This is a genomic window from Halorubrum ezzemoulense DSM 17463, assembly GCF_002114285.1.
GTDB lineage: Archaea > Halobacteriota > Halobacteria > Halobacteriales > Haloferacaceae > Halorubrum > Halorubrum ezzemoulense.
Genome location: NZ_NEDJ01000088.1, coordinates 1 through 12,087 on the forward strand (window position 1 = coordinate 1; position 12,087 = coordinate 12,087).

Annotated in this window: 11 protein-coding genes and 2 pseudogenes; 10 read left to right on the plus strand and 3 right to left on the minus strand. The window is 58.9% G+C overall.

Going from position 1 to position 12,087, the window contains the following annotated elements:
* Window positions 1-264 precede the first annotated feature (264 nt).
* Window positions 265-399, minus strand: a pseudogene (locus B9H04_RS16050) (IS6 family transposase); the annotation flags it as partial.
* Between the two features lie 594 nt (window positions 400-993).
* On the opposite strand from B9H04_RS16050, the gene B9H04_RS16055 reads away from it, so the two are divergent.
* The 7 genes from B9H04_RS16055 to B9H04_RS16085 all read left to right on the plus strand — a co-directional run bounded on the left by B9H04_RS16055 (window position 994) and on the right by B9H04_RS16085 (window position 8,209).
* On the plus strand, window positions 994-2,625 hold the full coding sequence (locus B9H04_RS16055; protein ID WP_049933330.1) for an ATP-binding protein: 1,632 nt from the start codon (window positions 994-996) through the stop codon (window positions 2,623-2,625).
* Between the two features lie 449 nt (window positions 2,626-3,074).
* A complete protein-coding gene (locus tag B9H04_RS16060) occupies window positions 3,075-3,569 on the plus strand; it encodes a DUF3592 domain-containing protein (RefSeq protein ID WP_049933333.1) in 495 nt (164 codons plus the stop codon).
* 155 nt (window positions 3,570-3,724) lie between these two features.
* A complete protein-coding gene (locus B9H04_RS16065) occupies window positions 3,725-3,922 on the plus strand; it encodes a hypothetical protein (protein WP_080508721.1) in 198 nt (65 codons plus the stop codon).
* Window positions 3,923-4,152: 230 nt separating this feature from the next.
* Window positions 4,153-4,569 (plus strand): SHOCT domain-containing protein, encoded by a 417-nt coding sequence (locus tag B9H04_RS16070; protein ID WP_176454953.1) that lies wholly within the window; start codon window positions 4,153-4,155, stop codon window positions 4,567-4,569.
* Between the two features lie 466 nt (window positions 4,570-5,035).
* Entirely contained in the window at window positions 5,036-5,887 is an 852-nt protein-coding gene (locus B9H04_RS16075) for a hypothetical protein (RefSeq protein ID WP_308200962.1), read from the plus strand.
* Between the two features lie 154 nt (window positions 5,888-6,041).
* On the plus strand, window positions 6,042-7,157 hold the full coding sequence (locus B9H04_RS16080) for a S49 family peptidase (RefSeq protein ID WP_080508719.1): 1,116 nt from the start codon (window positions 6,042-6,044) through the stop codon (window positions 7,155-7,157).
* On the plus strand, window positions 7,154-8,209 hold the full coding sequence (locus B9H04_RS16085) for a DUF4350 domain-containing protein (RefSeq protein ID WP_049933328.1): 1,056 nt from the start codon (window positions 7,154-7,156) through the stop codon (window positions 8,207-8,209). Before B9H04_RS16080 ends, B9H04_RS16085 begins: the two co-directional genes overlap by 4 nt.
* A 193-nt stretch (window positions 8,210-8,402) precedes the next feature.
* On the opposite strand, the gene B9H04_RS18355 is transcribed toward B9H04_RS16085, so the two are convergent.
* Window positions 8,403-8,765, minus strand: a complete 363-nt coding sequence (locus B9H04_RS18355) for a hypothetical protein (protein ID WP_139835136.1) — start codon at window positions 8,763-8,765, stop codon at window positions 8,403-8,405.
* Window positions 8,766-8,919: 154 nt separating this feature from the next.
* Here B9H04_RS18355 and B9H04_RS16090 point away from each other — a divergent pair, with 154 nt between their 5' ends.
* The 3 genes from B9H04_RS16090 to B9H04_RS16095 are packed head-to-tail and all read left to right on the plus strand — an operon-like array spanning window position 8,920 to window position 11,460.
* A complete protein-coding gene (locus B9H04_RS16090) occupies window positions 8,920-9,789 on the plus strand; it encodes an ABC transporter ATP-binding protein (protein ID WP_049933327.1) in 870 nt (289 codons plus the stop codon).
* Window positions 9,779-10,336, plus strand: a complete 558-nt coding sequence (locus B9H04_RS19310; RefSeq protein WP_248648706.1) for a hypothetical protein — start codon at window positions 9,779-9,781, stop codon at window positions 10,334-10,336. Before B9H04_RS16090 ends, B9H04_RS19310 begins: the two co-directional genes overlap by 11 nt.
* Before the next feature lie 23 nt (window positions 10,337-10,359).
* Entirely contained in the window at window positions 10,360-11,460 is a 1,101-nt protein-coding gene (locus B9H04_RS16095; RefSeq protein ID WP_248648705.1) for a hypothetical protein, read from the plus strand.
* A gap of 504 nt (window positions 11,461-11,964) precedes the next feature.
* Here B9H04_RS16095 and B9H04_RS19670 read toward each other — a convergent pair.
* Window positions 11,965-12,087 (minus strand): annotated as a pseudogene (locus B9H04_RS19670) (RNA-guided endonuclease TnpB family protein); the annotation flags it as partial.

Consider the following 12,087-nt stretch of genomic DNA (forward strand, 5'->3'; position numbering starts at 1 on the left):
ATCAACTCATCGAAACGGAAGAACCGGAACAGCGAAAGACCGAGAGTGAACGTGTGTTAGAGTAGGTATTTACGCTGACCGAATCGATATATATCGATTTCGTCACTGCGACGTGCCACGTTCGCGCGCTGTATCTCGCACGACGATCCGAATGTCTCCCTGAATTAGTAGAACTCCCGGTGTTCAATGCGCAGGCACATTTCTCCGGGTGATTCAGATCTGAATTCACAAAATAAATGTTGTGGCAAATCTTCTGTCACCCTATTTTACCTCACTAAACATACGTTCAACGGCATTGCGATTCCCATGTGTAACGTGCTGGAGTCGAAGCCTGTGACGATGACAGGGCGCGTGTAACCACAGCGCGCCGTCGACCAGAAAGATTGCGTCGTCGATTTGACATCCTCCTCCGCGTAAACGCGGAGGAATCCCGAGCGGTGGGAGTTTCAGGTTCACAGTCCAATCAGTTGACTACCAGACCTTTCGGGCATAGGTAGTCCCACAGTGTCGGACTGGTGGACTGCTGGCCATGCCAACTGGCCGTTACCCCTATCCTCGGCCGTGTACTGCGTCCCAGTGTTGTTTTTGCCACGGGGACGCCAGCAGACATCATCGGAATTAGGGGTATCGTCTGAATCGCTTTGAGCAATCGACAGAGACACACCCTTCGAGGATGTGACGTTCACCGACTGCCTTTTTAGATACTGCCTCGTTACGCGGGCGGACAGGCCGCCTCTGGAGGACGGTTCGGAATCCGCTCCGTTCCGACCGATTCCTACCTTCGCATAGAGCGGCCTGTCAATTAAATCTCCGTATATGAAACTCGGTACAGACGTTCGGCCAGTGGATTGCTTCCCGCCATGTCGGCTTCATCACCCGCCTAAAGGCGGGCGTATTCGCCTTCTAGTCTCTATAATCTGTGCGTTGCTGAGCTTCGTCCGGAGACGGTCGGTCCACAACCGCTTTGATACTGAAGCCACCCAACACAGTACGGTGATTCAACTCGATCCGCTGGGGCTGTTCAGGGTCGGTATTCCAGCGGTGAGTGGCGGTGTCGCCGGGGCAGTGGGGGTGACGGCGTACCGACGACTCCGGCAGGGGGATGCCCGCACCGGGCTCGCTAGGCCGTTCGTCGTCCTCGCCGGGGTGGTGTCGCTCCTCGGGGTCGGATACGCCGGGCTACACGCAGTGACGCCACTCGAGAACCTGCCACTGGGGTCCGCAGTCCTCCTTCTGGCGGTTCCATGGATGACGTTCGCAGCACGATACATCGGGATCGGGCGGTACATCACACCTAGACGAGTACTCGCGGTGACGCTGGCCGTGGCTATCCTCGTCGGTGTGAACCTTTTGGGACGACTGATACAGGAGGGGTGGATCACGACCTCGCTGGTGGGTACTGAGGCGCTCCAGACGCTCGAAACGGCACAGTCGGTGGCCACACTGGTACTCCTGACCCTCGTGTTCGCACTGATCGGGGGAGTTGTCGTCGCGACGTATCGACACGACCGACTGTCGACGGTACAGAGTCTCCTCGTCGTAATACCGATCGCCGGATTCATCTTTACCGTTCAGACGACCCGTCCTACGACGCCGCTGTTGAACGACGTGCTGATCGGGAGTACGTTTCTCGTGGTCGCCGCCAGCCTCACGCTGGGGATCTTTCGCTATGATGTCGTGACGCGCGTCCCCGCGACCCGGAGACTGGGTGAGCGGGCGGCACTGACAGAGACCGACGAGGCGATTTTCGTCCTTGACGACCGGGCACGGGTGGTCCGAGTCAACGAACCGGCCGAACAAATGTTCGGCGGCGCACAGACGCTGGCCGATGTCACGGATCACTCGGTGACATCCCTGACCGAACTCAATACTATCACCTGCCGGACGACGACGGGCCACAGACAGTTCGAACCGAGCGTCTCGCCGCTTGTCGACGAGTACGGGGAGACGTTCGGTTACACCGTCATGTTGATCGACGTGACGAACCGCGAAATCAGGCGACAGCGGCTGGCGGTACTCAACCGCATCCTCCGTCACAACGTCAGGAACGAACTGGACGTGATACGGGCGCACGCGGAGGAGGCCGACCTCGCCCCGGCCGTCGACGGCGCGGACAGACTGAGCGCACTGAGCGCGGAGGCACGGCGGGTCCAAGATCTCATGGAGCGGTCCGCGGCCGATCGAACCGGAGTCAGCTTACGTCCGCTTCTCGAAGATGTCGTCGCCGACGCAACGGCTGGTGTAAACGCCGACGTGACCCTCACTGCCCCCGACGTGACGGTAAACATCGACCCGGAACGATGCCGATACGTGATCGATCACCTCGTCGAGAACGCAGTCGAACACAACGACGGGGAGTCCCCACGCGTCGTGGTTCGTGTAGAACGGACCGGGGCGGACGTCCGTCTTGTCGTCGCGGACGATGGTCCAGGGATACCAGAGTCAGAGCGGGCAGTGATCGAGGGGGGCGTCGAGACCCCCTTCGAACACGCCAGTAGCTTGGGCCTCTGGGGGACCAACTGGGCCGTCCAGAGCATGGGCGGGTCACTCTCCTTCGATGAGAGTGATCTCGGCGGGACAGCCGTTGAGGTTGTCCTCAGAGACGTGGAAGTCTCCGACGTGTGACAATGAAAAGAGAGCATTCGGGTGAGGTGTATCAAGCGTCGTAGCAGCCTGGGCCACCTGGACCACGGTGTCCGTCTCTCTTATCGAGATACCTATACGAGGCCGACAAACGTTCCGCTCTTGGCACATAGCCCACACTCTGCGCTCACAGAGTGGGGCTGCTATCCCTAGCAACTCAAATTGACAACGACTGGATCACGATATATCATCTGCTGAATGGTTTTTAACAGAGCCAGCATTTTTAGTTACTAGGTGTCTGAAAGACGACTTGATGTATTCAGCCCTCCGACAGAACACTCGGACATTCGGACGACGCATACAGCGGGTATCGCTACTTCGTCTGTCATACCGCTCTCGGTGGTGTGAGAAGATGCGTCTACAGTCAGCTGAACCCCGCAGCAACGTCCGACATTCTCCTCATTGTACGCGGCCTCGTGGTGATTGACAGTATGAACGACGATTCAGGTGTGAATGTTAAGGGTCCCGATAGCCTCAAGAGTGCTTTATTGTACATCCTCATTGGGATTGCTATCGCCAGCTACGGAGGATACGATTACGTTCAACAGACGGAGGCAGTCCGAGAATCAGTCGAGGTTGATGCGACTATCACCGAACTCGATATCGAGGCTGATAGCGGAACGTCATCAAATCCGGGCGCCGATTTCGATCCGGTGGTTGAGTTTGAGTACACGTATAACGGAAATGAATATACTGGGACAAAAATATACCCCGCAGATCTTGAACAGAACTACGAGACGCAATCGGGCGCCGAATCAGCCATTGAGGAGTACGAACAGGGGGCACAGACAACCGCATATGTTTCTCCCGACGAGCCGGGAGATGCGTTTTTGAAAAATCAAACGTCGAACGCACCGATCATTGCGATTGTACTCGGTGGACTATTCACCCTCTTCGCCGCGGTTTCCGCCGTAAGGAAACTCTAGCACGCTGGAACTGCGCTGAGAGTAATCCGTGGGGGTGGAGCAGAATATATTCGTTGTTGATCAGGAATAGTAAGCGTTAAACCTAGGAACATTATCTGTTTCTGAGCCAGAGAGTACAGGTAACACCTATACAATTGCCGGATGCTGGCTGAACTATGGACAGAAGCTCGAAGAGCCAGTTGTTGGTCTCCGGGGGAAGTCTTCTACTAGTATTCCAACTAATCGTGTTTCAAGGGGCGTTCAACATCGTCGAAAGCTCTGGAGTTTCAGGTAGGCTGAGGGGTGTTCTCAGTGGTGGATTATTACTCATCGCCACGATCTGTGTCGGTAGCGGAGCATATCTTCGGTATTAGCGTACGCTAGTTACACAGGGTCTACACTGAGCGCTTGAGCGTCGACCGATTTTTGTGAAATGATACCATACACACAGTTGCTGATGCCCTCCGCAGATTACGGGGACGAACCTCCTTTGAGGGCCGGAGGGACAGGGGGCATCAGCCTTTTGTACGCTGGTAGTACGCCTTTGGTGGAAAACATTTAGCCGTATGTATTTCAGCTACAACCGCTAATTGTCGGCATGTGTATGCCCTCCATCTTCAACCAACTGGACGATCACCCGGTCTCACTTGTGGCCGGATTTGTGACCGTCGCCGGAGTGTATGTACTCACTCCGGCAGTGTGGTACATGGCGTTGATCGCGGGAATGATCGTGTCTGGCGTTCTTGAATTTGCGATCAAGGAGGTACCGCCTGACACCGACGAGTACGACCCGGAACAGTACCCGCTGTGGGCAGCCGCGGATTCGGGTGATGTTCCAACCGACGGCCGCAACACCGACTCTACGGATGATGCGTTGTCAACACTCCAAGAACGATATGCCAGCGGTGAGCTCAACGATGCGGAATTTGAAGACAAAGTTGAACGACTACTTGAGTCCGACAGAGATGACGCGCAATCGCATCTGGAAGAAGATTCTGTCACGGAAAAGTTGGAAAAGTAACTGTAGACGGCTCCCGTAACTTAGTTCTACAGAGAAAACAAGGCGAGTGCCTCGGGGCTTGACCCCGAGGCGGTTCACACTTCCTCCCTGCGTTGGTTGATGAACACGCGCCCGACGGATGTGCTTCCGAACCTGAAACACGTCTCGGAGCATTATCACCGAGCGCACGTCTTCTGAAACGATGCCCTCCAAACGGACGTTCGCGAGGCGCTTAGGTGCGCTCGTGGCAACCGGGCTCGGTGTTAATAGGCCCATTGGAGCACTGACTTCAGAACCCCCGCCCGCTGGAACGCTCGCAATCAACGGATCCGGTGAAACGGGAGCGGCGACAGGTAGCTCGGCCAAGCACAGCCCTCCGCAGCAACCCCACTCAGCAGTTGCTAACGGGGCGTACAAGCCGGCCACAGTTACATCACGGGGGGTTGACACCGTGGTTACTGCGCGGTTTAACCCGCGCCTAGTAACGATGACGGGGGTCCCACAGGGGGTTGCGGCCCCGATCCGTGACCTCCTCTCTCGGTACGACAGTGTATCGCTTGACCGACTCCAACAGGTGGCTGGCGGAACCGCACTCACGACAGACGGCCCTGAGGGCTGTGGTGTCATCGTCGGTGACATCGACGCACGGACACTCCGTCGAGAACTCACTCGAGACGCCGATCTCATCCGAGAGCCAGCCACCAAGGCCGGCTTTACCCGGTTCAAGTCGAAACGCACCACCACGACGCTTGGTGTCCGCGCGGACGAAGTTGTCATCGGGCACGCTTCATCGATTAGCAGTGCGGTGGCCCACCGCGACGCTGGTATCAGCGGTCACGACACGGAGTACTCACGGACAGACACAGACTACGGATCGCTCCCGTCACGGCTCCACGGAGACGCGACGGTCTGTGTCGACTTGGGGACAGAGACGCGGGAGTATCTGCGACGCACCCTCTCGGACGCACCAAAAGCGCTCCGGACGGCGGTTGATGCGGCAGCCGCAGTTGGCGTCGCTTGTAGTGTGACCCCAGACGGCTCAGGGCCTTCGAAGTCTCTGTCAGCCACGCCCCCGACAAGCCAGCATGACACTGCCGATACTCCGATGACGACGTTTCGGTACGGCGCAGTAGCCGATCCGAAACGGCTCGACAGAGAGACAGCAGAGGCGATTGCGCGCGCCGCACGCGAGGGAGAGTCCTCGTTTAGTGACGCAACCGTCTCTAGACACGGGCGTACAGTAATACTAGAAACTGCCGCCGACGGCGATATATTTGCGCCACATGCCGAACTGGCGGGGGTGACCGTCGGCGACGTCGAGTCGCTGTCAGACTCATGAGTTCCAACATTGCGTCCACTCTCGACACACGGCATCGGTTGCCGCATGACCCCAACGCAGCTACAGCGGTACTCTATTACCGCACAATCAGTTCGACGATGCAAGACCGACAAAACCTCCAAATACGACCGCGAGACCGAGCGAGGACAGGGCAATGAGTTCTGAGAAGGGCCCCACAGAATCTCCAGATGAATCGACGCCGGATACGGACACACGAACCGAGCGCCACTCGCCGACAACTTCCGACCGTGTTCCGCCACGCTCCGAGTCGGGATCGGTTGTCGACCGGCTGACCACTCGACACGCCGTTGGTGTCGCAGTGATACTGGCGCTTGCTGCGGGGCTGTTCGTCGCTCCCAGCGTGTACGGCGCCGTAACCGGTCCCGACGGCACCGTCGCTGTGATCGAAATCGACGGAGCGATAGACTCGTCGACAGCACAGCACGTCGAAGACAACCTCCGAGACGCCCGCATGAACGACTCCATCCAGGCGGTCGTCTTGGAAGTTGACAGCGGTGGCGGCCTGCCTGCACAGAGCGAACGGATGTACGCTGCGGTCGACCGTACTGCCTCGGTGATGCCGGTATACGCCGCAGTAGATACGCTCGGAGCGTCCGGCGCGTATCTCGCGATTGCGCCTGCCGATCGCATCTACGTAGCTCCGTCCGCGCAGGCGGTCGGTAGCGTCGGTGTTGCGGGGGCCGCGCCGGCTCCAAACGGGCCAAGTGCGGGTACGACCGGCCCTGACAAACGAGGTAGCGATCCGGACACACAACGCGAGCGGCGACAAACGCTCGCCAACCTCTTCATCGAGAACGTGATCGAACAGCGCGGCGAAGAGATCGAGCTTGACCGAGAAGCGATCGCGCACGCCGATGCTTATCTCGGAACCGAAGCCGTTGCCAACGGATTCGCAGATCGATTTGGCTTTGTCGATGGAGCAGTCGCTGATGCCGCAACTGAAGCCGGTATTGACGACTACGCGGTCGACACGCGTCGTACCGAGAATCGCGTTCCGGGGGGCATTCCGCTCTTACAACAGGACGACAGTACTGTCGTCGTTGTCGACGACTCTGAAAGCGATCTCAACGACGATCTTATCCTCGCGGTGGCACCGCAAACATGGGACGAGACTGTCGGCGAGGAAATAGTCATGACAAGCTACACTGGACGACTGCCCACGGACCAACTCAGTAGTGAGACGAACGCCGACGACGCCCGCACGCAACACGACGATACCGGCGCGACGAACGGAGGTGAGCCCGCATGAGCGTTAATCTCCGAACGGCAATCGGCGCATTCGCGCTCATATTCCTGGCTGTTGTCGGCGTCGCCGCAGCCGGGGGCGTCCTCTTAGATACGGCCCCACCGGATACGGAGCCTGTTACAGACGACCACTGGCGGCTCGACTCCGTCGAACCGGAAACCGTCAGCGAGGGCGGTGACATCGAAATGGAGAGCGGCGAGCCGTCGAACACGGTCGTCGTCCACCTCGGAAGCAGTACGACTGGCGCCGGTGGCGGGCTGCCCGTGCTTCCGATTGAGGACGGTAATGCCCCCACGGAGGCAGATATTGGGACGCTCGGTGGCGCCCGGCGTGGCGTCACACCGCTTACCTCGACACTCATCGAGAACGGCCACGAGGTTCGGTTCTACGGCGGAATCAGAAGCGGTGAGCGGCTCCAGTCGCTGCTCGCTGATGCGGACGCGTTCGTGACGACCGCCCCCAGCGCACTCTCGGGACCAGATGCTGATGCCGTCAACTCGTTCGTTGAGGCGGGCGGCCGAACCCTCGTCGCGAGTGACCCAGGCAACGCCGGGGCATTGACCGACTTCGGATCCCCGTTCGGCGTCTACGGCGACGCCGGCTACGTGTACGACATGGAGCACAACGACGCGGGCTACCTCAGCGTCCTCGTACAGCCGCCCGAGTCGACGCCGCTTACTGAGGGGGTTGAGCAGGTCATCCTTCGTGGCGCGGCGTCCGTTGGCTCTGCTGACGATTCAGCAACGCTCACCACGGCGGAGACGTCGCGTCTTTCGACCACTCGGGAGTCTGGCTCATACACGGTCGCAGTACGGAGCGAGTCTCTCGCAGTAGTTGGAGACTCGAGTTTCTTCGCGCCCGAAAACGCCCGTCGCGCCGATAACGGCGTCTTCATCGGGAACCTCGCTGACTTCCTCGTGAGCGGTGACGCGCCTGACGTGTCGTTCGGACCGCCGACCGGACCGGGCGGCGGGACTCCACCGGGTGGGGGTATGCCGCCCGGTGGCCCGACGCCGCCCGAGCCGCCTGAGCCGCCAGAGAACGCGACGGCTTAGCATCGGTTCATCAGCCGCTGCGTGGATTTTTGCTCTAATATTCCATAGGGCTAACTGCCGGTGCTATTCGTGTGTTCAGGGGAAACCAACGGGTTAGTCACAGTTCTGGAGACGATACAGAGTCAGCCATCTGCCCCCTAAAACGAGACTAACTCTCAACTCTCAGTAGCTCTTCGCCGCGCACACCAGCCGATCAAAAATAGCCTTCAACGACACTAACCACTCCGTTTCCAGTTTCGATCTTGGCACACTCATTCGGGTCGCTGCCGAGAAGACAGTCTGCGCGGTCACCCACACCGTTATCCAGTCGGACATCTACTCGGTAGACTGCGCGTTCGAGACGTGTCTGGATGCTGACGGTGTCTTGTGGACCGACAGAGACGGTCCGAGTGAACGCGGTTTCGCCGTTGTCGTCGGTGATTGTGACGTGAACATTGTGGGTACTATCGTCGTAACTCCTCAGTACCAGACTCTCACCACTAACCCGACGTGTATCTGGGTTTCCTGAGTGGTCGGTTGTGCGATGCGCAGCGCGGTAAACCTCTTTTGCGGGCATGTACAGACGGTGGAAATCCAGTCCATAATAAGTTGAGTCACCGTTACCGGACGTGAAACACCAATTTCGCGACTTTGCTGACCTATGCCGGCTCTGTCACTGGCCCAGAAACACCGGACCCATGTATATGTCATCTCGACACTCTGGGGCACACATGCGACTTGAGATAGAATCGCTCGGCAAGCAGTACTCAGAGGGTCTTTGGGGGGTTCGAGACATTACCCTTCGGCTCGGTGCTGGTGTACACGGCCTCGTCGGTCCGAACGGTGCTGGGAAGTCTACTCTCATGCGCATGCTCACGACGGTGACGCCCCCGACAGAAGGAGCGATCTACTGGGACGGAACTCGGGTGAGCGAATCGCCCGGTGTCGTCCGAAGCCTACTCGGATATCTGCCACAGGATTTCGACACTTATCCGACGTTAACGCTTGAGGAGTATCTCGAGTACGTGGCGGCGCTACGGGGGCTTGATTCCGAAACGGCGAGCGCGCGGATCGAAGCGTTGCTCGACCTCGTGAACCTCACCGACGTGCGTGATCGGCGCCTCGACACGTTCTCTGGTGGTATGCGGCAGCGGGCAGGGATTGCACAAGCGTTGCTTAACGACCCCGAGCTGTTGGTCGTCGACGAACCAACCGTCGGCCTCGATCCGGAGGAGCGCGTTCGCATGCGTAATGCGCTGGCTGACACCGCTGATGATCGCGTCGTGATTTTTTCGACACACGTCGTCGCGGACATTGAGGCGACAGCTGACACGGTTACCGTGTTAGAAGACGGGCAGTTACTCACCCACGCACCAACCGAGTCGCTGATCAAGTCCGTTGACGGCGATGTCTACGAATGCCGGGTCTCCCAGTCGACGCTAGAGCAACTCGGACAAGAGTTCCCCATCTGTAACACCGTCCAACGGGCAGACGGCGTCGATGTTCGGCTCGTCGCGGAGGATCCGCCGACCACCGACGCCGAGCAGGTCACCGCATCGCTCGAAGACGCATATCTCCAAACGGTTACGCATGCGAACTGACGTCCGCCGAGCCTATCATATTGCTCGGACTGACATTATCGCTCGTGTTCGGTCGCGAAAGCTACTCATCTTTTTTGCCGTTGTCATCTATGTCGGATACCTGATCAACTCGGGCTCGTTTGGCGTCTTCTATACGGTTTCCAACGGGCCGAACGTCAACGGCGCGCTGACCTCTCACCTCGTCGGGCTCAACGCTGGGATGGCCGGATCAGCGGTCATGCTTCTGGCCGGATTCTACGTGCTTCGCGGGTCGCTTGAACGCGATGACCGCCACGGGCACCTCCCGGTGGTAACCAGTTCACAGACCAGTAAACCGGTGTACCTACTCGGAAAACTACTGAGCAACACCGCCGTCGGCGTTCTCACCGCAGCGGTACTCGCAGGCGCAGCGGTCGTCAACCACTCGATCTACGGGGTCGGTGCCACCGACCCAATTGCCATCAGCTGGCCAGTCTTTGTGATGGTCGTTCCACTTACCGTGTTTGTTGGCGCGGTCGCGATGCTGTTTGGCACGATCAATCTGCTCGCTGGAACCCTCGGTCGATAGCGTACTTTTTCGGGGCCATCTTCTTGCTCTCCGCACAGTCGGCGCGTCCGGAAACGGCAGTCCCGGCCGCTGTCCCGACGACTGTGAAAGCGCTCGATATTGTCGGGCTCACCCTCGCGTACGATCTCACCTTCGAATCAATACAGGCCGCTGTGCCGGGATTCGAGAGTAGCTTCGCGAACTTCGGAACGGGTGGATCCAACGCGCAAACGTTCCGGTACGAGGGAGGCCCGTGGCCGGCGTGGTTCTTCGCTCAGCGATTGGGTACTGTCGCCGTCGGACTGGCCGTAACGCTTGTCGCGGCACTGCCGTTTAATTGGTTTCGGACGACCGGCGGGGTAGTGGAGAAGGTACGTCGGCGCCTCCCGCTCGACGAGACTCCCCCTGAGACTGCGACACAGACAGCGTCCAATTCACAAACTCCAACAGACACGGCTGATCCGGCTGTGTCCCCTTCGCCTGTTGGTGATGATGTCACGATTCCTCCGGTTACCCGTCGTGGTGCCGGCGGGTTTCGGCGCGTCCTCACGATGGAACTTCGTCGTCTCCTGCGTGGACAACCGCGTTGGTGGTATCTCGGTGCGGGGCTGTTGGCGGTCGTGCCAGCTGGAATCGCCCTCACTGGTGGTGGCACTGAGGGAGCTGCCCGGGGGCTGCTCTCGTTGGTCGCGGTCTGGCCACTCTTCGTTTGGTCACAGATCGGCTCACAGACCGCTCGTCATGGGATTCGCCCTCAAGTTCTCACGTCCGACTACCCGGTTGGCCAGCTTGTCGGCGAGTGGATTGCCGGCTGTTTAATCACCATCGTCGTCGGGGCCGGTGCGTTTGCGATCGCTGTGGCCACAGGAGGTCCCACCGCACTCATCGGAGTGACGGGTCTCGTCATCTTCCCGCCGTCGCTCGCACTCGCTGCTGGGTTATGGACTGGATCGCCTCGGCTGTTCGAAGCGTTGTATCTCGGACTTTGGTACATCGGTCCGCTCAACGGTGGATTCGTTGCTGACTTTGCCGGCGTCACCGCTCGGGGCACGTCGTTGGGAGTCCCGATTGTCTTCGCCGCCGTCGGTGTTGGTCTTGTTGTTGTCGCCGCACAGACACGACGGGTGTACACGAATCTGGGCTAGCTTCCTTCAAAAATTCGACGCAAGTTATCCTGGGCCCTCCTCTGATTACGAATGTTCTATTCTCTCTCACGCAACATCAACAGCGCCCACAATCCCCAGGTCGTTGGCACAGAGAGCGCAAGCCCATTCAACGGCGAATACACCACTGTTCCAATAGCGAACGTCGCCACCAACCAAACCAGCAGTGCCAGCTCTTTCGATTGTATCCCCCCCAGCATCCGGATAGGTACTGATGCGGTTGATTCAAAATTGTACTGTCGCGTTTCAGTGCCGGAAACGCAGGTCTGTAGTCCACTATCCTTCATCATCGAAACCGACCTTAACATCCTCCCTGACCTGAAAGGCGAGGTTTTCGCCCCGAATTTTCTGTCATGGAGAAACTGTCGTCGCCGGCGCTGGGTGTCCGGCGTCGCTACAGTTGACATCCTCCTCCGCGTAAACGCGGACGAATCCCCCGGCTTCAGCCGTGGGAGGATGTCAAGCGCGTCGTGAACCGCCTCGGGGTCAAGCCCCGAGGCTTCCCGTTTCAACGACGCGACTTACAGGAACCGACGAAGACTGTCCTCCATCGGTTTCCACAGCGGTCGCAGTCTCCACGGGCGTCGATTCGGCCTGTCCCAGACCTAA

Bases quoted from the DNA above. Each gene is read 5' to 3' on its own strand.
- B9H04_RS16060 (WP_049933333.1), top strand. From the start codon at position 3,075: ATGAACGACGATTCAGGTGTGAATGTTAAGGGTCCCGATAGCCTCAAG.
- B9H04_RS16065 (WP_080508721.1), top strand. From the start codon at position 3,725: ATGGACAGAAGCTCGAAGAGCCAGTTGTTGGTCTCCGGGGGAAGTCTT.
- B9H04_RS16070 (WP_176454953.1), top strand. From the start codon at position 4,153: ATGCCCTCCATCTTCAACCAACTGGACGATCACCCGGTCTCACTTGTG.
- B9H04_RS16075 (WP_308200962.1), top strand. From the start codon at position 5,036: ATGACGGGGGTCCCACAGGGGGTTGCGGCCCCGATCCGTGACCTCCTC.
- B9H04_RS16080 (WP_080508719.1), top strand. From the start codon at position 6,042: ATGAGTTCTGAGAAGGGCCCCACAGAATCTCCAGATGAATCGACGCCG.
- B9H04_RS16085 (WP_049933328.1), top strand. From the start codon at position 7,154: ATGAGCGTTAATCTCCGAACGGCAATCGGCGCATTCGCGCTCATATTC.
- B9H04_RS18355 (WP_139835136.1), bottom strand. From the start codon at position 8,765: ATGCCCGCAAAAGAGGTTTACCGCGCTGCGCATCGCACAACCGACCAC.
- B9H04_RS16090 (WP_049933327.1), top strand. From the start codon at position 8,920: ATGCGACTTGAGATAGAATCGCTCGGCAAGCAGTACTCAGAGGGTCTT.
- B9H04_RS19310 (WP_248648706.1), top strand. From the start codon at position 9,779: ATGCGAACTGACGTCCGCCGAGCCTATCATATTGCTCGGACTGACATT.